Origin of the sequence: Streptomyces sp. NPDC006207 (assembly GCF_040613835.1) — a bacterium.
Taxonomy (GTDB): Bacteria; Actinomycetota; Actinomycetes; order Streptomycetales; family Streptomycetaceae; genus Actinacidiphila.
Genome location: NZ_JBEXSX010000071.1, coordinates 22063 through 47749, shown reverse-complemented (window position 1 = coordinate 47749; position 25687 = coordinate 22063). Strand labels below are relative to the sequence as shown.

The window sequence follows — 25687 nt, the reverse complement described above, 5'->3', positions numbered from 1 at the left end:
TACGCTCCTCTAGTTCTTTCTGTTTTTTTCGTACGTGGGGTTGGCCGCCGCCCTGTCCGGGCGTCCCGGCCCTCTCAGCGGGGCCGCCGCCCTGGGACGGGGCGGCGGCCCGTGATCGTGGCGGCTCCGGATGCCGCCGTCGTGGGCAGGAGCGGCTGCGGGCCGCTCGCCGTCAGGCCGGCGGAGGGACGTCCCGTTCGCGCCGCGGCCGCAGTATCACCAGCGCGAGCACGAACGCCGCGGCCAGCAGGGCCGCGCCGGTGCCGAAGGCGAGGCGGAAGCCCGCGGTGAGGGCGGACGCGGTGTCGTGCCCGTCGGCGACGAGGGCGTGCGTCCGGGAGCCGGCGAGGGTGGACAGGACGGCGACGCCGAGGGCACCGCCCACCTGCTGGGTGGTGTTGAACAGGCCCGAGGCGACCCCCGCGTCCGCCGGCCCCGCGCCGGACATGCCGAGCACCGTCAGCGCGGAGACGGCGAGGCCGAAGCCGGCCGCCAGCAGCATCGTGGGCAGCAGGTCGGCGGCGTAACCGGCGTGGACCGGCAGCCGGGTGAGCAGACCGAGTGCCACCACGAGCAGGGCGAGCCCGGTGAGCAGGACGCGGCGCTCGCCGAAGCGTGCGCTCAGCCGGGCGGAGAGCAGCAGCGAGACGGTGCCGATGGACAGCGCGGCGGGCAGCATGGCAAGCCCCGTGGCGGCGGCACCGTACCCCTTGACGTTCTGCAGGTAGAGCGCCATGAGGATCTGGAAGCCGAAGAGGGCGGAGATCATCAGCACTTGGACGAGGTTGGCCCCCGAGACCTCGCGCGAGCGGAACATGCGCAGCGGCAGCAGCGGGGACGCGGCCGTCGCCTGGCGGACCACGAAGGTTCCCAGGAGCGCCACGGCCAAGGCGGCGAGGCCGAGGGTGCGTGCGGAGGCCCAGCCGTGACCGCCGGTCTGGACGATCGTGTAGACGCCGGTCATCAGTCCCGTCGTGACCAGGAGTGCGCCGAGGGCGTCGGCGCCCCGGGCGGGGGGACGTGCCGGGTCGGGCTCCAGTACGCGCACCGCCAACAGCGCGGCCGCCAGCCCGATGGGCAGGTTGATGAAGAAGATCCAGTGCCAGCCGGCGGCCTGGGTGAGCACACCGCCGAGCACCTGGCCGATCGACGCCCCGGCGGCGCCGACGAAGCTGAACGCGCCGATGGCCCGGCCGCGTTCACGGGGTTCGGGGAAGAGTGTGACGAGCAGGCCGAGGCTGACGGCTGAGGTCATCGCGCCGCCGACGCCCTGGAGGAAGCGGGCGCCGATGAGCACGGCCTGCCCGGTGGCGAGGCCGCACAGGAGGGAGGCCCCGGTGAAGACGGCCAGCCCGGCGATGAACATCCGCTTGCGTCCGAGGAGGTCGCCGAGCCGGCCGGACAGCAGGAGCAGCCCGCCGAAGGCGATCATGTAGCCGTTGACGGTCCAGGTCAGGTCGGCGGAGGAGAAGTGCAGGTCACGCTGGATGGCGGGCAGTGCCACGGTGACGATGCTGCCGTCCAGGATGATCATCAGCATCCCGGCGCACAGGACCGCGAGGGCCAGTCCGCGGGATCGGTGGTCGGGGGTGGCTCCCGTGGTCGCCGCCGCGGGCGAGAGCTGTGCGCGTAAGGGCATGGCGTCGTCTCCTGGTTGTCGGGGACCCAGGTAAGACGCTAGCAGATGGTTTTGTTGAAGACTATTTGTTTCGGGCCTTCTGAGGCCCGGTCAGTACGACTGGAGCTCCACGAGGCTGCCGTCCGGTGTGCGCAGATGCGCGGTCCGCAGCCCCGGGCCCCACTCGGGCCGGTCCCGGGGTCCGGTGACGACGCTCGCACCGTGCGCGGTCAGCTTCCCCGCGGCCGCCTCGACGTCGTCCACCCGCAGGACGAGCATGGCCGCGTCCTGTGCGGGGGCGTGCGCGGGCAGCGCCTCGGTGCCGATCGTGCGGGCGAGCGCGGCGCGGGAGAAGAGGGTGAGGGCGGCCTCGCCGCCCAGGTCCCAGTTGGCGTATCCGGCCTGCGGGGTCACCTTGACGGGCTCTATGCCGAGCAGGTCGCGCAGGGCTGCGGTCCAGAAGCGGGCGGCGGTGCCGAAGTCCTCGACGAGGAGGCGCGGGTACAGGGCGTCCATGGCGTGATCGTATTCCTCTCCCGTTCAGGGGAGTTGGTCCTTCGATGGGGCGGAAGGTCCACCGGCGGGCCATAGGATGGCGCGGTGCTGGTGAAGTGGATTCGCTGCGGAATCGTCGATCGCGCCGGATTCGAGCGCGGGCAGCGGAAATGGGCCAACGGGCTCATGGGGGAGCCGGGGTTCCGGGGGCAGGGCGGTGGCTGGAGCCGCAGCCAGCCGGGCGTCGCGCACCTCTTCGCGTTCTGGGAGGACCGCGAGTACTACGACGCCTTCATGGCCGGCGCGCACGACCGCCTCGCGGCCGCCCAGGCCGGCACCTACGAGAGCCTCGGCGTCAAGCTCTTCGAGCACCGTCTGGACGTCAAGGTCGGCTTCCGCCCCCGATTCGCCGACAGCGACCTGCTGCGGCTGGCGCACTGCAAGGTGCGGCCTGACCGCGTCGAGCACTTCGTGCTGATGCAGGAGAAGGTCTGGAACCCGGCCATGGCCGGCTCCCCGGGGATGCTGCGCGGGGTCTTCGCGCAGGGACCCGCGTCCGACTTCCTGGTGCTGTCCATGTGGGACTCGGCGTCCGAGCACGCCAAGTACCGGGACGGATCCATCCTGCGACTGTCCGAACGCGCCGATCTCGACGCCGACGTGCTCACCGTCGCCGGTGACGTCGTCGACCTGGAACAGGCCTGGTCGATATGACGGCACGGCGACCGGGGACCGCCCCGGGAGCCGCCGCGGTCAGCCCTTCCCGCCCTGCGCGGGGCGGGTGATCACCGAGAAGTACGCGCCGTGCGGGTCGTCGAGCACGGCGACCCGCCCGACGTGCTCGAGGTCGAACGGCGGCACGGAGACGCTGCCCCCGAGCTCGGTGGCCCGCGCGGCGGCCGCGTCGGTGTCGGTGACGGAGAAGTAGTGCATCCAGTGCTGGGGTATCTCCTGCGGCCAGGCGTCGTTCATGAGCAGGATGCCGCCGAACTTCCGGTCGGTTCCCTCCACTTCGAGCTCGGTGTACGAGCTGTCCCCGGCGAACGGGTGGGTCTCGCCCGTCCAGCCGAAGACGTTGCGGTAGAAGGCCCGGGAGCCCTCCACGTCCCGGGTGTTGAGCTCGACCCAGCACAGCGCGCCCGGCTCGTCGAGCAGGCCCGCGCCGCTGAACCGGCCCGGCTGCCACGCGGCGAACTCCGCCCCGTGCGGGTCCGTGAACTGCGCGAAGCTGCCCTGGTCGAAGACCGCCATCGGCGGTACGCACACCGAGCCGCCGGCCGCCTCGACCGCCTTGGCCGTGTCGGTCACGTCGCTCGTGGCCATGTAGGTGATCCACCGCGGCCGGTCGCCCTCGGCCATCACGGGACCGACGGCCGCCACGTGCTCGCCGCGCAGGCTGAAGAAGGTGTACCCCCCGGCCTCCGGAGGGCCCGCCTGGGAGTCCCAGCCGAACAGGCCGCCGTAGAACGCACGGGAGGCCTCGATGTCGGGACTGCTCAGATCGGTCCAGCAGGGTGTGCCGGGAACGAACGACGTGGTCTTCATGACGGCCTCCAACCGTGGCGCGCGTACGCGCCCCCCTCTTCATGCTGAGTCTGAGGTACGCCACTGACAATCGGGGGCGGGACGCCCGGCCTGTGGACGGAGCCGGCGACCGTCGCCCGGGGACCGCGGCAGGCCTGCGGCGGGGGCTGCCCACGGCCCGCGCCGGGGACCGCCGCGACCTTGCGCGCGCGTACGAATTACAGTGAGGCCATGGCCCGACCGCGTCGCATAGTGCTCATCAGGCACGGAGAGTCCCAGGGCAATGCCGACGACACGATCTACGAGCGGGTGCCCGACCACGCGCTGACCCTCACCACGAGAGGCGAGGAGCAGGCCCGCGCGGCGGGCCGGGAGCTTCGGGAGCTGTTCGGCGAGGAGCGGGTGCAGGCCTTCGTCTCGCCATACCGCCGGACGCATCAGACCTTCCACCTGCTCGGCCTCGAGCCGTGCCGTACCCGCGCCAAGGAGGAGCCCCGGCTGCGCGAGCAGGACTGGGGGAACTACCAGGACGCCGAGGACGTGCAGCGGCAGCGCAAGGCCAGGGACGCCTACGGCCACTTCTTCTACCGCTTCGCCCAGGGCGAGTCCGGGGCGGACGTCTACGACCGGGTCGGGTCCTTCCTGGAGACGCTCTACCGCGCCTTCGACAAGCCGGAGTTCCCGCCGAACGTCCTGCTCGTCACGCACGGGCTCACCATGCGGCTGTTCTGCATGCGGTGGTTCCACTGGACCGTCGACGAGTTCGAGTGCCTGTCGAACCCCGACAACGGCGAGACGCGGATGCTGCTGGCCGAGCCCGACGGCCGGTACCGGCTCGACCGGCCCTTCGCCCGCTGGCGGACCACCGACTCCGACCTGGCGCGATATCACGGGTGAGATTGCGCACAGGACGATTGACCCGGGTGGCACCGGATGTCAGAGTTCTCCCGCCATGACCGCTGACCCCCGTGACCTCCCACGCCGCCGCGCGCTGTCCAGCCTGCGCGGTCTCGCCCTGGGCGACGCCCTCGGCTCCCAGTTCTTCGTGCCGGCGCACTACCCGGCGCTGCAGGGCCGCAGGCTGCCGCCGGGAACCTGGCAGTGGACGGACGACACCGAGATGGCGTGCTCGGTCGTCGCGGTCCTGGACTCGCACGGCGCCGTCGACCAGGACACCCTGGCCGCCTCCTTCGCGGCGCACCACGACTTCGACCGCGGCTACGGCCCCGGCGTGAACCGGATGCTGCGGCTGATCCGGCAGGAAGGCGCCGACTGGCGCACGCTCGCCGCCGAGATGTTCAACGGCCAGGGTTCCTGGGGCAACGGCGCCGCCATGCGCGTGGCGCCCCTGGGCGCCTGGTACGCGGGCGAGCCGGAGAAGGCCGCCGAGCAGGCCGAACTGTCGGCGTACACCACCCACCAGCACCGCGAGGCCGTCGTCGGCGCGATGGCCGTCGCGGCCGCCGCCTCGCTCGCCGCGGACCCGGCCGGCCCCGGCGACCCCGTGGACCTCATCACCCGCGTCGTGGCGCTGCTGCCGCGCAGCGCCGTGCACGCCGGGCTGCGCCGCGCCGTCGACATGCTCGACTACGACGACGTGGCCACCGTCGCGGCCGTGCTCGGCAACGGCCGCCGCACCAGTGCGCACGACACCGTCCCCTTCGCCCTGTGGTCCGCCGCCCGGGGCCTGGGCGACTACGAGGGCGCCTTCTGGACCACCGCCCGCGCGGGCGGCGACGTGGACACCACCTGCGCCATCGTCGGCGGGATCATCGCCGCCGGCGCCGGTGGCGAGCCCCCGCGGGAGTGGCAGGAGCGGTGCGAGCCCCTGCCGGAATGGCTGCCCGCCGGCTGAGCCGCGCCCCGGCCGCCTGCGGGCCTCCCAACCCTCTGCATTGTCACGGCCCTGTCACAGACTGCGCCCCCGGGCCCGTACCGCGCTTGCGCAGCTCGTCGGCGCGCCTAGCCTGTCGGCCACGCCGTCCGGCCGATCTTCGCCGGACGCGCAGTCGAGCACCGGTCCCGCGCGCAGCCCCCGGGCGCCGTGCGACCGGCGGGGAGGGGTTCTCATGTCCGACACGCCGTCCGACGCCGCGCCGACGGCGCAGGCACCCGCGCAGGCACCGCTGCAGAAGCAAGGTCCACCCGTCCATCCGGCGCCGCCGTACCCGCGTCCCTGGACGCCCCCGCCACCGCCCCCGCCGCCCGCGTGGGTGATCGCGAGCCGGTCGCGGACCCCACGCGCCGCACGTCCCGCCGTGCTGTGGACGGCGCTGCTCACCGGTGTGCTGGCCGCGACCCTGCTGCGCGGCGGCCTGGGGATCAACCTGTTGCTGGTCAGCGTGCCCGCCGCGGCCGCGGCCGCGGTCGCCGCCCTCGACCACGGACGGCGGCTGCGGCCCTGGTCGGCCCTGTGGGCGGTGGCAGGCCTGATGCTTCTGCTCATTCCGGCACTGCGGGACGCCTGGTGGCCGTCGTTCCTGGCCGTCGTCGCCGCCGCCTTCCTGGGCTCGCTGGCCCTGCACGGCGGCCGCCGCTGGCCGGGCGTCCTGCTCGGCGGCGCCGGGCTGTGGTTCGCTCCGGCGCCCGCGATCGGCTGGGCGCTGCGCGGGCTGCGCGAGCGGTCCGCCCACGACCGGAGCCGGCTGCTGCCGATGCTGAAGACCGTCGGCGTGACCGTCGTGCTCCTCGTCGTATTCGGCGCGCTCTTCGCGGGGGCCGACGCGGCGTTCGCCGACCTGCTGGGCGACCTCATGCCCGATGTGACCGTCACCGACCTCCCCCTGCGCGTCCTGCTCCTCCTCGTCGGGACGCTGTTCGCCCTCAGCGCGGCATGGACCGCCGCGGCGCCGCGCCGCTGGGACCGGATCGAGGTGAACCCGGGACGCGCGCGCCGGCGCGCCGAGTGGGCACTGCCCTTGGTCGTCCTCGCCGCACTGTTCGCGGCCTTCAACGCCGTCCAGCTGGCGGTGCTGTTCGGCGGCTACGAGAAGGTGTTGGCCAAGACCGGCCTGACCTACGCGCAGTACGCCCGGCAGGGCTTTTGGCAACTGCTCGTCGTCACCCTGCTCACCGTGGTCGTCATCGCCCTCGCGCAGCGCTGGGCGCCGCGCGGCACCGACCGCGACCGCGTGCTCGTGCGCTCCGTCCTCGGCACGATCTGCGTGCTGACCCTGGTCGTGGTCGCCTCCGCGCTGCGTCGCATGGACCTGTACGTCGACGCGTACGGGCTGACCCGGCTGCGGATCTCGGTGGCGGGGGTGGAGCTGTGGCTCGGGCTGCTGATCGTCCTGGTCATGGCGGCCGGGGTGTTCGGCGCGCGCTGGCTGCCGCGCGCCGTGGCGGTGAGCGCCGCAGCGTCCGTCCTCGCCTTCGGGCTGGTGTCGCCCGACGCCCTCATCGCCGACCAGCAGGTGAGCCGCTACGAGAGCACCGGCAAGATCGACCTGGAGTACCTGCGGCACCTCTCCGCGGACGCCGTCCCGGAGCTGGACCGGCTGCCGGAGCCGCAGCGCTCCTGCGCCCTGGAGAAGATCGTCGAGCACCTCTACGAGGACGGCACCGAGGCCTGGTTCACCACCAGTCTGGGTGAGGTCCGGGCGCGGTCGCTGCTCGACGGGCGGCCGGCGCAGACCGGCGGCCGGCCGTGCGACGCGGCGGGGCTGCCGGGCTTCTACGACGAGTGGGGCGACCCGGTCTTCCCGTGAGGTGGAACGCCGTGTGCCGCCGCCCCGGCCTCCCCTCGGGCCGGGCGGCGGCGCCGGCGTCAGGCCGCGGGCATGCCCGCGCTGCCGCTGAGCGCCTCCAGGTCGCTCTTGCGGACCCGGATCACGAACAACGCCGTGACCAGGGCGAGCGCGACGAGCCCCACGGCCGCGTAGAACGCGGTCGAGATGCCGTGCGCGAGGACCTCGTGGCCCCACGGCGGCGGCAGTTCGTGCGTCCGCTGGAAGGCGGCCTGCTGCTCCCGGGTGGCGTGCGCCAGGAAGTCCGGGACGAGAACGGTGGCCTTGTCGCGGCTCGCGGTGCCGAACACCGTCACCAGGATGGACAGCCCGAGCGAACCGCCCACCTGCTGCATGGCGTTCAGGAGCCCGGAGGCGGCCCCCGCCTCGTGCTGGGCGACGCCGGAGACGGCCGTCAGGGTCAGCGTGACGAAGTTCAGGCCCATGCCGAAGCCGAAGAGCAGCATGGGGCCGAGCACCCCGCCCACGTAGCTGCTGCCGGGGTCGATCAGGGTCAGCCACGCCATCCCGGAACCGGTCAGCGCCGAGCCGGCCACGAGGAACGGCTTCGGCCCGAGCACCGGCAGGAAGCGGGTGGACAGCCCTGCCCCGGTGACGATCGCCGCGGTGACCGGGAGGAAGGCGAAGCCCGCCGCGATGGGGCTGTAGCCGAGCACGTTCTGCACGAAGATGACGATGAAGAAGAACATCCCGAACATGGCCGCGGCCAGGCTCAGCATCATCAGGTAGGTGCCGGAGCGGTTGCGGTCGGCGAACATCCGCAGCGGGGTGATCGGTTCCCGGGCCCGCCGTTCGATGACCACGAAGGCGCCGAGCAGCACGACGGCGGCCGCGAACGAGGACACGGTCAGGGTGTCCCGCCAGCCCGAGTGGGCGGCGCGGATGAAGCCGTAGACCAGCGAGGCCATGCCGAGCGTCGAGGTAACGGCTCCGGCGACGTCGAACCGCCCGGGGTGCCGCTGCGACTCGCTGATGAAGCGCGGTGCCAGGAAGGCGATCAGCAGGCCGATCGGCACGTTGACGAAGAACACCCAGCGCCAGTCGAGCCAGTCGGTGAGCATGCCGCCGGCCAGCAGGCCCACGGCGCCGCCGCCCGCGGAGACCGCGGCGAACACGCCGAAGGCCCGGTTGCGCTCCGGGCCCTCGGGGAAGTTGGTGGTGATGAGGGCGAGCGAGGTCGGCGAGGCTATCGCGCCGCCGACGCCTTGAAGGGAGCGTGCGGCGAGCAGCTGCCACGGCTCCTGGGCGAAGCCTCCGAGGAGGGAGGCGAGGGAGAACAGCAGGATGCCGAAGACGAACACCCTGCGCCGTCCGAGGATGTCGCCCGCGCGCCCGCCGAGGAGCAGCAGGCCGCCGAAGGTGAGCGTGTAGGCGTTGAGCACCCAGGACAGGTCGGTGGTGGAGAAGGAGAGCGCGTCCTGGATGTGCGGGAGCGCGATGTTCACAATGGTGGCGTCCAGCACGACCATGAGCTGGCAGGCCGCGATCACCGCGAGTGCGATGCCCGGCCTGCCGTCGCGTCGCGCGGCTCCGGGCTTTCGTGGTGAGGTGAGTTGCCCAGTCGTCACGAGGTCCCCCAGTCGGTGACTTAGTGAACGGTCGCGTTCACTGTGTACGACACTAGGGTGATGGTGGTAGTGAACGCAAGCGTTCACTAGAGAGTGAATGAGAAGGTGGCATGACCATGTCGCAGGGAGCGGGGACCCGCCGTCGCGGGCCCGTTCTGGAGCGGGCGATCCTCGGAGCCGCTCTGGAGCAGCTCAGCACGGTGGGCTGGCGAGGGCTGACCATGGAGGGCGTCGCAGCCGGCGCCCAGACCGGCAAGGCGGCCGTCTACCGCCGCTGGCCGTCCAAGCAGGCCCTCGTCGCCGACGCCCTGCAGACGGCCTTCCCCGAGGTCCCCGACGTCCCGGACCTGGGCGGCCTGCGGGAGGACCTGGTCTTCCTCGTGCTGCGGATGCGCGAGGCGATGTACTCGCGCGGCGGGCTCGCCCTGCGCTCGGTGATCGACGAGTGCGACCAGGAAGCCGCCCACTGCTTCGTACGGCTGATCATGGAAGGGGTCGTCGAACCCACCAAGCACCGCATCCTGGACGTGGTCCGGCGCGGCATCGAGCGCGGGGAGGTGAGGCCCGACGCCACCGGTGACATCGTCGCCGACGTGGTGCCCGCGCTGATGATGTACCGATCGAAGATCGGCGGCCGGGAGATCACCGAGGAGGACCTGATCGAGGTCGTCGACCAGGTGATGCTGCCCCTGCTGCGCCCCTGACGCGGTCGCCGGGCCGGACGCTCGCGGCCTGCGGCCGTGCTCCCGAGACCTGCTCCCGGCCGGTCCAACGCGGGAGCGTAGGCTAAGCCTTGCCATGGTCCACGAACCCCCCACCCACACCGTCGAGCGCTCGCTGCGCGCGACCCTCGGCGCCAAGGTCATCGCGGGCGTCGACGAGGTCGGACGGGGCGCCTGGGCCGGTCCCGTCACCGTGTGCGCGGCCGTCACCGGGCTGCGACGGCCCCCCGACGGCCTCACCGACTCCAAGCTGCTCACCGTCAAGCGCCGTACCGCGCTCGCCGGTGCGCTCACCGGATGGGTGAACTCCTTCGCGCTCGGCGACGCCTCCCCGGAGGAGATCGACGCACTGGGGATGACCGCCGCGCTGCGGCTCGCCGCCACGCGCGCCCTGGACGCCCTGCCCGTGCGTCCGGACGCGGTGATACTCGACGGCAAGCACGACTACCTCGGGGGTCCCTGGCGGGTGCGCACGGTCATCAAGGGCGACCGCTCGTGCGTGGCCGTGGCGGCCGCGTCCGTGATCGCCAAGGTGCGGCGGGACGCGATGATGGCGGAACTGGGCGTGGACTATGCTCCGTTCGGCTTCGAGGACAATGCCGGGTACCCTTCGCCGGTGCACCGGGCGGCACTGGAGGAGCTGGGGCCCACCCCCCTCCATCGGCTGTCCTGGGCATATCTGGATACGCTGCCGCGTTGGCAGCACTTGAAGAAGGTCCGGGAGACCGTGGAGGCGGGGGAGACGGGTGAGCAACTCGGGTTCGACTTCTGAGCCGAGTTGTGACCTACCCGCCGCTGCGTTGTTCCGGTGCATTTGATAGACATCACCACATGCCTCTCACCCCCGAGGAGCCTCAGATTCACGAGAGTGTCCCGGGTCCCCGCGTAGCCCCGGCCGCCGGCCGGCCCGCGCCGACCCCCCGCCCCGTACCGGGCCCCGGCCCCCGCCCCGCGCCGCCGCGTGGCGCCCCGGCGGCCAACGCCCGGCCCGGCCGTCCCGGTCCGGCCCGCGGACCCGTCGTACCCCCGCAGCAGCGTTCGCCGCGGGACGCCGAGGTCGTGACCTCCGTCCCGTCCGGCCCGTCGGCGCAGATCCAGCTCATCCCCGCTTCGGTGGACGGCGCCCTCGACGCCGCCGACGAGGCCGTCGACCTGCTGCTGGACAGCGGGCGCGCTCCGGGTGAGGTCCTGGTGCTCACCACCGGCGAGCAGCACCCCTGGGCCGCCCACGAGCTGAGCTTCGGCGAGACGTCCTACTGGGCCCAGCACGACGCCGGCGACGACGTGTTCTACGCCGCTCACGACGCCGACCGCGCCAAGGGCCGGCCCGTGGTGGTCGTGGCCGTCAACGGCGGCTCCGACGAGACCGTGGCGCGTGTCCTGCCCTCCGCGATGGCGCGGGCCGGAACCCTGCTGGTCGTCTGCGGCGACCCGCAGCGGATCAACGCGCTGCTCGGCGTCAACGCCTGATCAGCGCGCCGCCGCGCGGCGCAGGGGCGGCGTCCCACTGGGACGCAGGCTCACTGCGCCGCGGCTCGTGGCCGACCAGGAGGTCGCGTTCGGGGAACGACCCGAACGGTCCTCGCCCTGCACCCGCCAGCCGTCTTCGGTCAGGGTGATGTACGAACCGGGGCGCAGCCCGTACAGCGAGCAGGCGTCGCGCAGTCCCCACATCCACGCACCGTCCACCTCGGTCCACCCCGCTCCGCCGTCGCGGCAGACGAGCAGGACCGCGGTGCGCACGGGCCTGCGCCGCCGCAGGTCGTCCGCGGTGATCCGGCGCAGGTGGACGAGGATCGCGTTGCGCCGTTCCCAGCCGTCGGTGACGCCGGGGCGCTGCGCGAAGGACGCGCTGGCCGTCAGCCGTTCGTCCGGGGAGTAGACCGCGACCACAGCGGTTCCCGGGGCCGGGAGGTGGCGTGTGTGGAGGTCCGTGACCACTTCGCGGGGGTTGATCAGCAGGGGGATGCCCGCGGCCGTCCATTCGGCCGGCTCCAGGGTGCGATGGCGTCCGGCACGGCGGGAGGAATTCACGGAAGCGGTTTCCGGAGCGAAGCCGATGGCCACGGTCCTCCCTTCGGGTATGCGTCCGCGACCGGGCGTGCGAGGGCATGCCGGTCGTGGGGCTCCAAGAGCCGATGCGGGGATCCAGACTCAATTGTTCCTGTCGCACACGCAGGCGGCAACGGTCATTTTGTCGACCTGTCTGTTATCTGACCCTCCGCCGCTTAGATCCCGTCTCCGTCTCACATGGTGACTACCGGTCAGCCCTGCAAGGCCAGGACCAGCGGAAACACCGCCGTAACACCGGATCGGCGCAGCAACCGCGCGGCGACGGCCACGGTCCACCCCGTATCGGTGAAGTCGTCGACCAGCAGAACCGGTCCCGCGGCCGCGGCGAGGGCCTCGGAGAGGGCGGGTGGAACGGTGAACGCCCCGTGCAGCGCCCGCAGTCGCTGTGCGCTGTTGCTGCGCGGCACCCGCGAGGGCTCCAGGTCACCACTGTGCGCCACCTCCCCGAGCAGCGGCATGCGGCCGATCTCGGCGATGCGCGCACCGAGCGACGCGATGAGCTGCGGCCGGGTGTGCGAGGCGACGGTGACGACGCCGACCGGCCGCTGAGGGGCGTCGGGCTCACCGCTCGCCCAGCCGCCCGGGCCCTTCGCCCAGTCCGCGAGCACCTGCACCACGGCCTGCGCCACGTCGTCCGGAACGGGGCCGTCCGTCGCGTTCTCGGCGAACAGCGGGCGGAGCCGGTTGCCCCAGCCGATGTCGGAGAGCCGTCCCAGTGCCCGTCCGGGCGCGGCCTGTTCGCCCGGCGGGATCTTCCCCTTGAGGTCGATGCCGATCGCGGGCAGACCTGTCGGCCACATCCGGCGGGGCTCGACCTCGACCCCCGGGCGCCCGAGGGCGGCCCGTGCCGCCTCCAGGGCCTCGCGGGAGACCTCCGCGGTGAACCGGGGCCCGGCGCAGTTGTCGCAGCGGCCGCAGGGGGCGGCCTCCTCGTCGTCGAGCTGACGGCGCAGGTACTCCATGCGGCACACCGAGGTCGTGGCGTACTCACGCATCGCCTGCTGTTCGGTCTTGCGCTGCCGGTCGACCCACGCGTACCGCTCGGTGTCGTACGTCCAGGGCAGGCCCGTGGCCGTCCAGCCGCCGCGCACCCGGTGCACCGCGCCGTCCACGTCGAGGACCTTGAGCATGGTCTCCAGCCGGTTGCGGCGCAGGTCCACCCGGGTCTCGAGCGCGGGCACCGACATCGGGCCCCCGGAGGCGGCCAGCGTCTCCAGGGTGCGCCGCACCTGTTCCTCACGGGGGAAGGCGAGCGAGGCGAAGTAGCGCCAGATCGCCTCGTCCTCCGGCCCGGGGAGCAGCAGCACCTCCGCGTGGTCCACACCGCGTCCGGCGCGTCCCACCTGCTGGTAGTAGGCGATGGGGGAGGAGGGCGAGCCCAGGTGCACCACGAAGCCCAGGTCCGGCTTGTCGAAGCCCATGCCGAGCGCCGAGGTGGCGATCAGCGCCTTGACCTCGTTGTTCAGCAGCGCGGACTCTGCGGCCCGGCGGTCGGCGTCCTCGGTGCGCCCCGAGTAGGCGGCGACCCGGTGACCGCGCTGCCGGAGGAAGGCGGTGACCTCCTCCGCGGCCGCCACGGTCAGGGTGTAGACGATGCCCGAGCCCGGGAGGTCGCCGATGTGGTCGGCGAGCCAGGCGAGCCGGTGGGCGGCGTCGGGCATGCGCAGCACCCCGAGCGACAGGCTCTCGCGGTCCAGCGGCCCGCGCAGCACGAGAGCACCCTCGTGGTCGCCGGTCCCCAACTGCTCGGCGACGTCGGCCGTCACGCGTGCGTTGGCGGTGGCCGTCGTGGCCAGCACCGGAACGCCCGGAGTGAGATCGGCGAGCATCGTCCGCAGCCGGCGGTAGTCGGGCCGGAAGTCATGGCCCCAGTCGGAGATGCAGTGGGCCTCGTCGACCACGAGCAGGCCGGTGGTGGAGGCCAGCTTGGGCAGCACCTGGTCCCGGAAATCGGGGTTGTTGAGCCGCTCCGGGCTCACCAGCAGGACGTCGATCTCCCCCGAGGCGACCTCGGCCTGCACCGTGTCCCATTCCTCGGGGTTGGCCGAGTTGATCGTGCGGGCGCGGATCCCGGCCCGGTCGGCGGCCTCGATCTGGTTCCGCATCAGCGCCAGCAGCGGGGAGACGATCACCGTGGGACCGCTGCCCCGCTCGCGGAGCAGCGCGGTGGCCACGAAGTACACGGCCGACTTGCCCCAGCCCGTGCGCTGGACCACCAGGGCGCGGCGGCCGTGCGCGACCAGCGCCTCGACGGCACGCCACTGGTCCTCGCGCAGGCGGGCGGTGCCCGTCGGGTCCCCGACGAGCCGGCTGAGGATCGTGTCGGCGGCGGTGCGCAGTGCGGTGGTCATGCCCCCATGCAACCTGATGGCACCGACACCGCGCCAACCGTGGGGAGGCGGCCTGTGGACAACCCGCCCCGGATAATCGTGATGATATGCGCGAGTTATCCACAGGTTTTGGAGGGGTCTGGCGGAGATCCACGGCGTACGGGACCTTCGGATCATGACTCAGCACACCGAATCCCCCCGTCCCTCGGACGACCCGAAGGTCACGCTGCGCAGCCCGGCCGAACTCGCCGCCGCGCTCCCCTACCTGTGCGGTTTCCACCCCGACGACAGCATTCTGATGATCGCCCTGCACGGCGAGCACGGCCGTTTCGGCGGCCGGGCCCGGCTCGGCATCCCACGGGACGCCGCCGAGTGGCCCGGCGCCGCCCAGCAGTTGGCCGAGTGCCTCGTGAACGGCAGCGAGCAGCGCGGCGCGCGGCCGGACGCGATCGTGCTCTTCCTCGTCCAGGAGCCCGCTCCCGGCGAGGACCCCCACCAGGTCATGGAACGGCTGCGTCCACTGGCGCAGCGGCTGAGGATCGCCTGCGGCACGCTCGACATCCCCGTCGTCGAGGCGCTGTGCGTCTCCGCCGGCCGCTGGTGGTCGTACTGCTGCCCGGACACGGAGCGGTTCCCGCGTGAGGGCATCGGGATCACGCGGTCCGGCGATTCCGTGATGGCCGCGGCGGCCGCTTACGCGGGCCTGCGGATCAACGGCTCCCTCAAGGAGATGGAGGAGCGCCTCACCCCGCCGCCGCCCGGCGCACCGGCCTCCGCGGCCCGCGGGGACGCCCTGGACGCGGCGGCCGCCGCACTCGTCCCCCGCATGCTGGAGCGCGACGACTCCGAAGAGGTGCGGCGCACCACCCTGCGGCTGCTGCGGGAGGCGCTCGAGCGCTTCCGGGCCGCCACCCCGGTGGGGGACGGACCGGAGGCCGACCGCGGTGACGACGCTCTGCTGGACGACGACGAGGCCGCCACGATGATCCTCGGCCTGCAGGACCGCACCACCCGCGACGAGGCCGCCGAGTGGATGGACCCGCCGCACACCGACCCCGCGGTGCGCCTGTGGCGGGCGCTCGCCCGGCGCTGCGTCGAGCCGTACCACGAGCACGCCGCCGCGCCCCTGACCCTCGCCGGCTGGGTGGCCTGGTCCGCCGGGGACGAGGCGGCGGCGCGCGTGGCCTTCGGCCGCGCCCTGCACCTTGCCCCCGACTACACCTTCGCCCGGCTGCTCCACGCCGCGGTCAACAACGGCCTCTCTCCGGAGCCGCTCCGCCGTTACCTGCGGCGGCAGAGCATCGGACGGGCCCGCCGTGCAGCGCTCCTCACAGCTCGCCGTGGGCCAGGCGGATCAGCCGGTCGAGGACCCGGCCGCCGCTCACCCGGAGCCCGTCGTGCTCGTACTCGTCGGTGACCCAGGTGCGCAGGCCGCGGACCGAGCGTGCGGTGGCGAGCGAGTCGGCCGTGTCCACGTACATGTCGTCGTGGTAGACGGCCGCCGCCACCGGCACCTCGTTCCGCGCCAGCTGATCCGGGTCGTACAGGTCGGGCCACTCCTCGTGCTGCGCCAGGTGGTGCGCCGTCTCGCGCAGCGGCGCCAGTGCCGGGTCCGTGGCGAACATCCAGGGGTAGATCATCTCGCCGGTCAGCAGCACCGGCGCGTCGTCCGCCAGCGGCTTGTCGACGTCGAACTGGGGGAACTCGGCGCGGACCGATTCGGCGGCCCAGCCGGTGGCCCGCGGCGAGACCGAACGCTGGCCGTAGATCGACTCGTGCAGCACCGCGTAGAGCGGATTGCCCGCGAACGACAGATGGCCCTGGACCTCGGCGAGGAAGGAGTCGGAGAGCTGGAGGCCGGACCCTCCGGTCACGAAGGCGTCCTCGAGCAGGTAGTGCAGCGTGTGCGAGCCGGTGCCCGTGCCGAGCAGCATCCCGGTGGTCTGGAAGGCCTCCGCGGTCAGCAGTCCGCCGCCCGGGAGCCTGACCTCGCGCTCGCGCAGGTGCCGCACGATCGCGCGGACCGTCTCGACGTCCTCCGGGTAACGCGCGTAGTGCGCTGCTGCCTTCCGCTCCACACGGGGGTAGGCGGCCCGGTAGACGTCCTCGGCCGTGCTGCGCAGGCCGGCCAGCCCGCCGGTCACGAAGGCCTCGCGGACGCCCTCGGGGGCGAAGGACAGGTAGGTGAGCGTGCAGAAGCCGCCGTAACTCTGGCCGAGCAGGCTCCACTGGCCGTCCTCGCCGAGCAGCTCACGGCGGATCAGCTCGCAGTCGCGGACGATCGAGTCGGCCCGGAAGTGCTCCAGATAACGGGCCTGTGCCGAGGCGTCCCCGCGCAGCGGCAGGGTCTGCCGGTTCGCCGGGGCGGAACGGCCGGTGCCCCGTTGGTCGATCAGCAGCACCCGGTAGTCGTCCAGCGCCCGGGTGAGCCAGCCGTCGCGGCCCAGCGGCCGCGGCGACCGGCCGCCCGGCCCGCCCTGCAGGAACAGCAGCCAGGGCAGCGGATCTCGTTCCTTCCCGGCGGCCACGACCTCCCGTGCGTACACCTCGATCCGTTCACCGCCGGGGTCCGCGTGGTCGAGCGGCACCTGGAAGGTGTGGTCGGTGATGACGGTTCCCGGCTGACGGTAGACGGCCATGGCTCTCTTTCCGGTGATACGGACGGCTTCCCGATCAGGAACGGTAGACGGCGCGTGACCCGAGTGCCCACACGGCCGTTCTCGTGGGTAGTGGCGGCAGCGCCCGAGCGACCGATTCGACGAGGAGGTGGCATGAGCCCGCAGCCGGTCAACCGGCCGCCCCGGCAGGACCGGGGGCCGCAGCCGGTGCACGACGCCGTGATGTGCGTCGCGGCCCCGGCCCTCGCGGTCTCGCCGGAGCACGGACAACTGGACGGAAGCGGCCTCGCCGGCTTCTACCAGGGCGGCCGCCGGGTCCTGGCCCGCTGTGAGCTGCGCATCGCAGGGGCGCCACCGGTCCCCGTACAGGGCGGGCTTGTCACGGCGGGTCGGGCGCGGTTCACCTCCGTCGCCCGCGTTCCCGGCGATACCGCACCCGACCCGGCCCTCACCATCGAGAGGCTCCGCACGGCCGGGGGCACCGAGCGCATCACGGTCCACAACACCGGTTCCCGTGCCCTGCGCATCCCGTTCGAGGTGGCCCTGGCGACCGACCTCGCCGAGCTGGCGGCGATCGCGGCCGGATCCTCCGGGCCCGAGCTGCAGCCCAGCGTCTGCGACGCAGGGCTGCTGTGGTCGGCGGAGGGCCTGCGGGCCCGGGTGACCGCCGTGCCGGCACCCGAGAGCGCCATGGCCTCCGCCGGGCTGCTGTGCTGGGAACTGGCGCTGCCCGCCGGGGCGTCCCGCACGATCGAGCTGCGCGTGACGCTGGAGCCCGCGGCGGCCGGCGTGAACGGCGGATCCGCCCCGGCGGTCCCCGTGCCCTGGTCGGCCCCGGAGATCCGCGGCGCCGGCGGCAGGGCGGAGACACTGCTGCGCGCCGCCCTCGACGACCTGCGGGCGCTGCTGCTGCGCGACCCGGAGCACCCGCTGGACGTCCATGTGGCGGCGGGCGCCCCGTGGCGGCTCGGTCCCGCCCCGGCCGACGCCCTGTGGGCGGCCCGCATGCTGCTGCCGCTCGGCACCCGCCTGGCGGCCGGCACCCTGCGGGCGTTCGCCCGCCGTCAGGACCCGGAGACCGGCGGCGTGCCGGGGCCGTTGCGCCATGCCGGTCCGCATCTGCCGCCCACCTGTTCCGGAGTGGAGGCGGGGCTGCTCTTCGTCACGCTGCTCGCCGAGGCACGACGGTGGGGACTTCCGGAGCGGGACACCGAACAGCTGCTGCCGGCCGCCGAGCGCAGTCTGTGGTGGCTGCGGTCCGTCGCGGGTGAGGGCGGATACGTCCCCGACCCCGCGCCGGGCGGCCCGCTGCGCTGCGACGTGCAGGCGCACGCCCACCGGGCCATGCTGCACGGCGCCGATCTGCTCCAGGCCCACGGACGCCCGGGCGCGGAGGAATGGCGGGAGCGGGCCGAGGCGCTGCGCCGGAGGTTCCGGGAGGACTTCTGGCTTGACGACCTGGCCGGCGGGAGCCCGGCCGCCGCGCTCACCCCTGACGGCAGACCCGTGCCCCACCTGGGCTCGGCAGCCGCCCATCTGCTCGACACCGGTCTGCTGGGAGGCTGCGAGCTCGCCCCCGGTCTGCTGGACAAGGTGCAGACGGAGCAGCTCGCCCGCCTCCTGGCGGCCCCGGAGCTCGACTCGGGATGGGGGCTGCGCACACTGTCCGCCAAGGCCCCCGGCTACAACCCCTTCGGCCACCGCGGCGGAGCGGTACGCGTCCACGAGACGGCCGTCGCGGTCGCGGGGCTGGCGGCCGCGGGCCACGAGCGAGAGGCCTCGGCGCTCCTCCTGGGCGTGCTGGACGCAGCCGGTGACTTCGGCCACCGGCTGCCCGAGATGTACGCGGGGGAGCAGCGTGACGGCTCCCGCCGTCCCGCCCCGCACCCGACGGCCTCGCGGCCCGCCGCGGTGGCCGCGGCCGGGGCCGTCCACATGCTGATGGCCCTCGCCGGGATCCGCCCCGACGCCCCCGAACGCATGGTGGCCGTACGCCCTCTGGTCACCTCCCCGCTCGGCGACCTCGGCCTCGCCGGGTTGCGGGTGGCCGAGGAGCCCTTCGCGCTGCGGATCGGCGCGTCCGGTACGGCCGTGATCGAGGAGGCGGCTCCGGGACTTCAGCTCGGTGCCTGAACCCGTCGGCGGCACCGGACGCCGGACCGGCGCCGTGACGTCGAACAACAGGCCGAAAGCAGCTCGCGTCATCCCGCCAACCTGCTGTTTATCGTCAGGCAGACGACTATGATCGCGGGCATGGCGCCCTACGACCCGTCAGCTTTCCCGCCCTTCGCCGTCACTGTCGATCTCGTCGTGCTCACAGTGCGCAGCCACGCCCTGTGCGCCCTCGCGGTCCGCCGCGGTGAACCGCCCTACCAGGGCCGGTGGGCGCTGCCCGGCGGCTTCGTACGCGGCGACGAGGACCTGTCCGGGGCGGCCGCCCGCGAACTGGAGGAGGAGACCGGACTGCGCGCGGGCAGCGGGGTCCACCTCGAGCAGCTGGCCACCTACGGCGATCCCAAGCGCGACCCGCGCATGCGCGTGGTGAGCGTCGCCCACCTCGTGCTCGCCCCGGACCTGCCCGCGCCACGCGCCGGCGGCGACGCCCGCAGCGCCCGGTGGGCCCCGGTCGAGGAACTGCTGCGCAACGGCGAGGAGGGTGCCCTCGCCTTCGACCACACGCGCATCCTGGCCGACGGCGTGGAGCGCGCCCGCTCCAAGCTGGAGTACTCGGCTCTGGCCACCGCCTTCTGCCCGCCCGAGTTCACCGTCGGCGAGCTGCGCCGGGTCTACGAGGCGGTGTGGGGCGTCGCCCTCGACCCGCGCAACTTCCACCGCAAGGTGACGGGGACGGTCGGCTTCCTGGTCCCCAGCGGCGGCACCACGACCCGTCAGGGCGGCCGCCCCGCGCAGTTGTTCCGCGCGGGTGGTGCAACCATCCTCAATCCGCCTATGTTGCGACCAGAGGTGTAAATTCCGGGCCATTTGCGCGTTATGGTGCAATGGTGATCCAGGCCATCGGATTGACCAGCGCGTCCCGGGGCGAAGAGCCCCCCGCCGTCGACGACCTCAGCTTCGACGCCCGTCCCGGCGAGATCACCGTCCTGCTCGGCGACGGCGGCGCCGGCAAGTCCACCGTCCTGCGGTTGATGCTCGAACTCGAACCGGGCCGCGGCATCACGCTGTTCGGCGGGCGCCCCTTGCACCGCCACACCCATCCGGCCAACGCGGTGGGCGTGCTGCTCGGCGAGGTCCCCGGCCACCCCTCCCGGACCGCGCGCGGCCACCTGCGCATGCTCGCAGCCGCGGCCGGGGCCCCAGCCGAACGCGCCGACCAGGTCCTGGAGATCGTGGGCCTGCGCGAAACGGCCGGACGCCGTCTGTCGACCTTCTCCCTCGGGATGGACCGCCGCCTGGGCGTGGCCGCGGCGCTCCTCGGAGACCCTCCCGCGCTGCTCCTGGACGATCCCGCCCAAGGGCTCTCCCCGCACGACACCGCGTGGTTGTACGGCCTGCTCAAGGCGTACGCGGCGCGCGGCGGCGCCGTCGTGGTCACCTGCGCCGACCCCAAGGCGGCGGGCCGGCTCGGCGACCGCGTCGTCACCCTCGACAAGGGCCGGCTCGTCGCCGACCAGTCCGCCCACGAGTTCGGCCGCCGCCGGCTGCGCCCGTACGTGGCCGTCCACTCGCCCCAGGCCGAACGCCTGGGCCTGCTGCTGACCGACGACGGGACCGAGATCACCCACGAGAGCGGCAGCCGCATCCGCGTGCACGGCGCGACCACCGCCCAGGTCGGCGAAACCGCCTTCCGCAACGGCATCCTGCTGCACCGCCTCGCGGACGAGGTCGCCGACACCGGTGTTCCGGAGGGTCCGCACGACGATCGCGACCGGCCTGCCGTGCCCCTGGCGGCCGCGCGCGCCGCGGTGCCGCCCGCCGGTCCCGCCCGGCCGGTCCGCTACGAACTGCGCCGCCTGACCGGCGTCCGCGGCCCCTGGCTCGTCGCGCTGGTCTCCGTCCTCGCCTCGGGACTGGCCACCCTGGCGCTGCTGCGCACCGGGCACGACGCCTTCTCCCTGCGCCTGCTGACCGGCTGGTCGCACTCCCTGCCCCTGCCGCCCGCCGCATTGGGCGGCGGGCTCCTCGGCGCGCTCGCCTACGGCCAGGAGTTCCGCTATCCCGCGCTGGCGCCCGCGCACGCGCCCGTGCCCCGTCAACTCCGTCTGCTGCTCGCCAAGCTCGTCGTCAACGGTTCCGCGGCGGCGCTGATCGCACTCCTGGGGGCGGGGCTCGGCCTGGTCGTGATGCGCCTGGAGTTCGGGGCGGGCGGACTGCCCGCGCCGTTCGCGCTGGCCTCCACCACGGCGGCCTCGGTCGCCCTCGTGCTCGCCTGCTGCTGGGCCGGGGTGCTGGCGGCCGGGGTGTTCCGCACCACCGCGCTCGGGCTGGCCGGTGTCCTCGCGGTTCCGCTGCTGGTGGCGCCGGTGGTGAAGCGGGCGGCGTCCGCCCCGGCGATCGACGTGATCCGCATGGCGACCCAACCGGTGCGCTATTCCTTCGGTTTGTCGCTCTTCGCTCTCTTGTGTGCCTATGCGGCAATGGTCTTGCGCCGGAGAAACCCCATTTCCTTCCGATAAAGCGTCAATTATCAGGTGATGAGTGCTCACCCTTTCGTGTGCTTTTCAGGAAAGCCCTCAAGGCCTCCCGCGCCATCGCCGACAAATGATGCGTGAGTACCCTTGCGCACACCATGATGACCGCGGCCCGCCCCGCCGACCCGAGTCTCGGCGGCGGGGACATCGACCGCTATCCGTACGCCGACGCCCCCGTCGGCCTCGACCGCCCCGGCCCCGCACCCTCCTGGGACGGCGGTGACACCGACATGGGCCGGGTCGGCCGCCGCGCCGCCGGGAGCCGTGGCCGCGGGCTGCACGGCCAACTCGTCCAGCAACTCGGCCAGATGATCGTCTCCGGCGATCTCGGGGCCGACCGCCCGCTCGTCCCCGAGGAGATCGGCCAGCGCTTCGAGGTCTCCCGTACCGTCGTCCGCGAGTCGCTGCGGGTGCTGGAGGCCAAGGGCCTCGTCAGCGCCCGGCCCAACGTCGGCACCCGGGTCCGCCCGGTCAGCGACTGGAACCTGCTCGACCCCGACATCATCGAGTGGCGGGCCTTCGGCCCGCAGCGCGAAGACCAGCGTCGGGAGCTGTTCGAACTGCGCTGGACGATCGAGCCCCTCGCCGCGCGCCTCGCGGCGGGTCACGGCCGGGAGGACGTCCAGCAGCGCCTCGTCGACATGACCGACATCATGTCCCACGCCGTGGGACAGGGTGACGGCCTCACCTTCTCCCGGGCGGACGCCGAGTTCCACGCCCTGCTGCTGCAGGTCGCGGGCAACCGGATGCTGGAGCACCTCTCCGGCATCGTCTCCTCCGCCCTGCAGGTCTCCGGCGGCCCCGTCACCGGCTGCGAGCGCCCCGGTGAACACTCGGTGGCCCTGCACACGCGGGTCGTCGAGGCGCTGGCCGCCTCCGACGGTGCCGAGGCGGAGACCGCCATGCGCCAGCTGCTCGCCGCCCACCCCGACCCGGGTGCCGGCGGCTCGACGGACCACGTCGTCCCCGCCCCCCGGGAGCACTGACCGCTCCCGCGCAGGACGAGACGGCACCGACTTCCGCCGCCGGCCCACGCCCTCCGGGCCCGGCGGCGGAGCCGTCCGCCATGTTTGACGCCCGCATCCAACCGGGCATGGTCGTGGCGTGCACGGGAGTGTCCCGCTATCGACGGGTTGGTGCCGATCCGGGGTGTGACCCGGCCCACGTACGGCCGGGCGTAACGCTCTCGGCGGCAGCGCGATGAGCTTAGAGGTGGCGGCCGTGCGAGGAATATCCGCGACGAACATGACGCTGAGTTGCTGAGCGGTTCCCACCGTAGTCGTTTTCCATCGTTCCGAGAGGTTGTTCGTGTCGGCCAGCACATCCCGTACGCTCCCGCCGGAGATCGCCGAGTCCGAGTCTCTGATGGCGCTCATCGAGCGGGGTAAGGCTCAGGGTCAGATCGCCGGCGACGACGTGCGCCGAGCCTTCGAAGCGGACCAGATCCCGGCAACCCAGTGGAAGAACGTTCTGCGCAGCCTCAACCAGGTCCTCGACGAGGAGGGTGTGACGCTGATGGTGAGTGCCGCCGAGGCGCCCAAGCGCACCCGTAAGAGCGTCGCAGCCAAGAGCCCGGCGAAGCGTACTGCCACCAAGACCGTCGCCACCAAGGCCGCCCCGGTCAAGAAGACCGTCGCTGCCAAGACCACCGCGGCCCCCGCCCCCACCATGGCGGCGGAGCCCGTGGCGGAGCCGGAGGACGATGCCGTGGCATCCGCGAAGAAGGCCGTCGCCAAGAAGACTGCGGCGAAGAAGACCACCGCGACCGCCAAGAAGACCGCGGCGAAGAAGACCACCGCGACCAAGACCAAGAAGGACGACGAGCTCGTCGAGGGCGAGGAGCTCATCGAGGACGCCGCCCCCGGCAAGGACGAGGACGTCCCGGCCGAGGCCGAGGCGGAGAGCTTCGTGCTGTCCGACGAGGACGAGGACGACGCGCCCGCGCAGCAGGTCGCCGCGGCCGGCGCCACCGCCGACCCGGTGAAGGACTACCTCAAGCAGATCGGCAAGGTCCCGCTGCTCAACGCCGAGCAGGAGGTGGAGCTCGCCAAGCGCATCGAGGCCGGTCTGTTCGCCGAGGACAAGCTGGCCCAGGCCGACAAGCTCGCCCCCAAGCTCAAGCGCGAGCTGGAGATCATCGCCGAGGACGGCCGCTGGGCCAAGAACCACCTCCTGGAGGCCAACCTCCGCCTGGTGGTCTCGCTGGCCAAGCGCTACACCGGCCGCGGCATGCTCTTCCTGGACCTGATCCAGGAGGGCAACCTCGGTCTGATCCGTGCGGTCGAGAAGTTCGACTACACCAAGGGCTTCAAGTTCTCGACGTACGCGACCTGGTGGATCCGCCAGGCGATCACCCGCGCGATGGCCGACCAGGCCCGCACCATCCGCATCCCGGTGCACATGGTCGAGGTCATCAACAAGCTGGCCCGCGTCCAGCGCCAGATGCTCCAGGACCTGGGCCGCGAGCCCACCCCGGAGGAGCTGGCCAAGGAACTCGACATGACCCCGGAGAAGGTCATCGAGGTCCAGAAGTACGGCCGCGAGCCCATCTCGCTGCACACCCCGCTCGGCGAGGACGGCGACAGCGAGTTCGGTGACCTCATCGAGGACTCCGAGGCCGTCGTGCCGGCCGACGCGGTCAGCTTCACGCTGCTGCAGGAGCAGCTGCACTCGGTGCTCGACACGCTCAGTGAGCGCGAGGCGGGCGTGGTCTCCATGCGCTTCGGCCTCACCGACGGCCAGCCGAAGACGCTGGACGAGATCGGCAAGGTGTACGGGGTCACCCGTGAGCGCATCCGCCAGATCGAGTCCAAGACCATGTCCAAGCTGCGTCATCCCTCGCGTTCCCAGGTGCTCCGCGACTACCTGGACTGATCCGGCAGGACGCCCGGAACGGGCCCGCGACCGCCACGGCGGCCGCGGGCCCGTCGGATTTTCCGGACAGTTCTCCGGATGCGGCTCCCGTCCCGTCACGTCACTGTGGGTGTTCTGGGCATTCCGGAGGGTGAGGAGAATGCATGCGTTCCTCGATCAGCACGCTGATCGGCGGGCTCATAGCCGGGTCCGCGCTCGCGCTGTCGCTACCGGCTTCCGCCACCGCCGCGGCGGTGGAGTACGCCCCCGGCGCCCCGGGCGCCGACAACGGTGTCATAGGTGGCACGCCGGTCACCACGGAGCAGCACCCGTGGGCGGTGGTCCTGTCGAGCCGGTCCCGCTACGGTACGGCTCGCTCGGGGCAGTTCTGCGGCGGAGCGCTCGTCGGGCCGAACACCGTGGTCAGCGCGGCGCACTGCTTCAGTCCGACCGCACTGGGCGGGGACTGGGACCAGGTGCCCGACCTGCGCATCATCGCGGGGCGGACGGACCTCGCCGGTTCCGGCGGCCGGGAAGTGGCGGTCCGCAACGTCTGGGTCAACCCCGCGTACGACCCCACGACCAACAGCGGCGACGTGGCGGTCGTCACGACCGCGGAGCCGTTCCCCGTGGGAAGCGCGATACGCATGGCGGCACCGGGGGACGTGAACTCCTACGAGGCGGGCACGCCGGCACAGGTCTTCGGCTGGGGGGACACGGCGGGTCTGGGGACCTACTCGAACGTCCTGATGGCGGCGAACGTCTCGGTGCTCGCCGACTCGGTCTGTGAGCAGGCGTATCCGGGCAGTACGGAAGGCAAGTACCAGAGGAGCGACATGGTCTGCGCCGGCGACCTGGCCGGCGGGCACGACTCGTGCCAGGGGGACAGCGGCGGTCCGCTGGTGGCGGAGGGGCGGCTGATAGGGCTGGTGTCCTGGGGCGCGGGATGCGCCCAGGCGGGGCATCCCGGTGTGTACACCCGGGTCTCGGCGGTGGCGGGACTGGTCGGCCAGCACTCTTCGTGACGTGCGGCGGACAAGCCGACGGGCGGCCTCCCGGAAGGGGGGCCGCCCGTCGTGAGAGCTCGTCGCAGTGCTACGCGTCAGCGTTCGTCTTCGGCCGCGACGGCCGGGGTGGCGGTGAGCCGACCGGTCTCGTCCTGTATCTCCGTAGCGATCTTCTTCAATTCGGGCTCGAACTTACGCCCGTGGTGCGCGCAGAAGAGCAGCTCGCCGCCACTGATGAGTACGACGCGCAGGTAGGCCTGGGCGCCGCAACGGTCGCAGCGGTCCGCCGCCGTCAGCGGGCTCGCGGGGGTCAGAACTGTAGTCACGTCGCCTCTTCTCTAGCTCGACGAGCTGTCGTACCAGGGTCAACATCCAACCAGGCCCAAAGTGTTCCCGCTCAGGTCTTTTCCTTGGAAACGGTCGTTGTAGCGGCCGGATGCTACCGATTGGCGGCGAAAGATCCTCTGGCGTCTTATCTGTCGGC

The 25687-nt window shown here is 72.8% G+C and carries 22 protein-coding genes; 14 read left to right on the top strand and 8 right to left on the bottom strand.

Annotated features, from left to right (window positions below; translation table 11 throughout):
- Positions 1-172: 172 nt before the first annotated feature.
- Together ABZ312_RS37900 and ABZ312_RS37895 are read right to left on the bottom strand one after the other, a co-directional pair.
- Positions 173-1639 carry an MFS transporter gene (locus tag ABZ312_RS37900; protein WP_500321982.1) on the bottom strand — a complete coding sequence of 489 codons (1467 nt, stop codon included), beginning with the start codon at positions 1637-1639 and terminating at the stop codon, positions 173-175.
- 90 nt (positions 1640-1729) lie between these two features.
- Positions 1730-2134 carry a VOC family protein gene (locus ABZ312_RS37895; RefSeq protein ID WP_500321981.1) on the bottom strand — a complete coding sequence of 135 codons (405 nt, stop codon included), beginning with the start codon at positions 2132-2134 and terminating at the stop codon, positions 1730-1732.
- Between the two features lie 84 nt (positions 2135-2218).
- Here ABZ312_RS37895 and ABZ312_RS37890 point away from each other — a divergent pair, with 84 nt between their 5' ends.
- Positions 2219-2827, top strand: a complete 609-nt coding sequence (locus tag ABZ312_RS37890) for a YdbC family protein (protein ID WP_500321980.1) — start codon at positions 2219-2221, stop codon at positions 2825-2827.
- 39 nt (positions 2828-2866) lie between these two features.
- Here ABZ312_RS37890 and ABZ312_RS37885 read toward each other — a convergent pair whose 3' ends face one another.
- Positions 2867-3658, bottom strand: a complete 792-nt coding sequence (locus tag ABZ312_RS37885) for a VOC family protein (protein ID WP_500439669.1) — start codon at positions 3656-3658, stop codon at positions 2867-2869.
- A gap of 210 nt (positions 3659-3868) precedes the next feature.
- On the opposite strand from ABZ312_RS37885, the gene ABZ312_RS37880 reads away from it, so the two are divergent.
- From ABZ312_RS37880 to ABZ312_RS37870, 3 genes are all read left to right on the top strand, one after another.
- On the top strand, positions 3869-4534 hold the full coding sequence (locus ABZ312_RS37880; RefSeq protein WP_499514451.1) for a phosphoglycerate mutase family protein: 666 nt from the start codon (positions 3869-3871) through the stop codon (positions 4532-4534).
- A 55-nt stretch (positions 4535-4589) separates the two neighbouring features.
- The gene (locus tag ABZ312_RS37875; RefSeq protein ID WP_500321977.1) at positions 4590-5492 is read left to right on the top strand and encodes an ADP-ribosylglycohydrolase family protein; all 903 of its coding nucleotides are present in this window, start codon (positions 4590-4592) and stop codon (positions 5490-5492) included.
- Between the two features lie 214 nt (positions 5493-5706).
- Positions 5707-7344, top strand: a complete 1638-nt coding sequence (locus tag ABZ312_RS37870; RefSeq protein ID WP_500439668.1) for a DUF4153 domain-containing protein — start codon at positions 5707-5709, stop codon at positions 7342-7344.
- A 59-nt stretch (positions 7345-7403) separates the two neighbouring features.
- Here ABZ312_RS37870 and ABZ312_RS37865 read toward each other — a convergent pair whose 3' ends face one another.
- A complete protein-coding gene (locus ABZ312_RS37865; RefSeq protein ID WP_500321975.1) occupies positions 7404-8951 on the bottom strand; it encodes an MFS transporter in 1548 nt (515 codons plus the stop codon).
- 110 nt (positions 8952-9061) lie between these two features.
- On the opposite strand from ABZ312_RS37865, the gene ABZ312_RS37860 reads away from it, so the two are divergent.
- The 3 genes from ABZ312_RS37860 to ABZ312_RS37850 all read left to right on the top strand — a co-directional run bounded on the left by ABZ312_RS37860 (position 9062) and on the right by ABZ312_RS37850 (position 11143).
- Positions 9062-9655, top strand: coding sequence for a TetR/AcrR family transcriptional regulator (locus ABZ312_RS37860; protein WP_499514455.1), 594 nt, complete (start codon positions 9062-9064; stop codon positions 9653-9655).
- A gap of 94 nt (positions 9656-9749) precedes the next feature.
- Entirely contained in the window at positions 9750-10445 is a 696-nt protein-coding gene (gene rnhB, locus ABZ312_RS37855) for a ribonuclease HII (protein ID WP_499514456.1), read from the top strand.
- Positions 10446-10504: 59 nt separating this feature from the next.
- Positions 10505-11143, top strand: coding sequence for a hypothetical protein (locus ABZ312_RS37850; RefSeq protein ID WP_500439667.1), 639 nt, complete (start codon positions 10505-10507; stop codon positions 11141-11143).
- Here the strand turns inward: ABZ312_RS37850 and ABZ312_RS37845 are convergent, their stop codons facing one another.
- Together ABZ312_RS37845 and ABZ312_RS37840 are read right to left on the bottom strand one after the other, a co-directional pair.
- On the bottom strand, positions 11144-11740 hold the full coding sequence (locus ABZ312_RS37845; protein ID WP_500321971.1) for a hypothetical protein: 597 nt from the start codon (positions 11738-11740) through the stop codon (positions 11144-11146).
- 197 nt (positions 11741-11937) lie between these two features.
- Positions 11938-14097 (bottom strand): RecQ family ATP-dependent DNA helicase, encoded by a 2160-nt coding sequence (locus ABZ312_RS37840; RefSeq protein ID WP_500321970.1) that lies wholly within the window; start codon positions 14095-14097, stop codon positions 11938-11940.
- A 154-nt stretch (positions 14098-14251) separates the two neighbouring features.
- Between ABZ312_RS37840 and ABZ312_RS37835 the strand changes: the two genes are divergently transcribed.
- Positions 14252-15493: a DUF4192 domain-containing protein gene (locus ABZ312_RS37835; protein ID WP_500357420.1), complete on the top strand. Its 1242-nt coding sequence runs from the start codon at positions 14252-14254 to the stop codon at positions 15491-15493.
- Here the strand turns inward: ABZ312_RS37835 and ABZ312_RS37830 are convergent.
- Entirely contained in the window at positions 15405-16715 is a 1311-nt protein-coding gene (locus tag ABZ312_RS37830; protein ID WP_500357422.1) for an alpha/beta fold hydrolase, read from the bottom strand. The two genes, ABZ312_RS37835 and ABZ312_RS37830, sit on opposite strands and share 89 nt — an antisense overlap.
- 132 nt (positions 16716-16847) lie before the next feature.
- On the opposite strand from ABZ312_RS37830, the gene ABZ312_RS37825 reads away from it, so the two are divergent.
- From ABZ312_RS37825 to ABZ312_RS37800, 6 genes are all read left to right on the top strand, one after another.
- A complete protein-coding gene (locus ABZ312_RS37825) occupies positions 16848-18827 on the top strand; it encodes a glycogen debranching N-terminal domain-containing protein (protein WP_500439666.1) in 1980 nt (659 codons plus the stop codon).
- Between the two features lie 120 nt (positions 18828-18947).
- Positions 18948-19664 (top strand): NUDIX hydrolase, encoded by a 717-nt coding sequence (locus ABZ312_RS37820; RefSeq protein WP_499514463.1) that lies wholly within the window; start codon positions 18948-18950, stop codon positions 19662-19664.
- Positions 19665-19693: 29 nt separating this feature from the next.
- Positions 19694-21328 carry an ATP-binding cassette domain-containing protein gene (locus ABZ312_RS37815; protein WP_500439665.1) on the top strand — a complete coding sequence of 545 codons (1635 nt, stop codon included), beginning with the start codon at positions 19694-19696 and terminating at the stop codon, positions 21326-21328.
- Positions 21329-21420: 92 nt separating this feature from the next.
- Positions 21421-22329: a FadR/GntR family transcriptional regulator gene (locus ABZ312_RS37810; RefSeq protein WP_500439664.1), complete on the top strand. Its 909-nt coding sequence runs from the start codon at positions 21421-21423 to the stop codon at positions 22327-22329.
- Positions 22330-22651: 322 nt separating this feature from the next.
- Positions 22652-24217 (top strand): RNA polymerase sigma factor, encoded by a 1566-nt coding sequence (locus ABZ312_RS37805; protein WP_499514466.1) that lies wholly within the window; start codon positions 22652-22654, stop codon positions 24215-24217.
- Positions 24218-24360: 143 nt separating this feature from the next.
- On the top strand, positions 24361-25221 hold the full coding sequence (locus ABZ312_RS37800; protein WP_500357427.1) for a S1 family serine peptidase: 861 nt from the start codon (positions 24361-24363) through the stop codon (positions 25219-25221).
- Positions 25222-25298: 77 nt separating this feature from the next.
- On the opposite strand, the gene ABZ312_RS37795 is transcribed toward ABZ312_RS37800, so the two are convergent.
- A complete protein-coding gene (locus ABZ312_RS37795; RefSeq protein WP_499514468.1) occupies positions 25299-25529 on the bottom strand; it encodes a DUF7455 domain-containing protein in 231 nt (76 codons plus the stop codon).
- Positions 25530-25687: the final 158 nt, after the last annotated feature.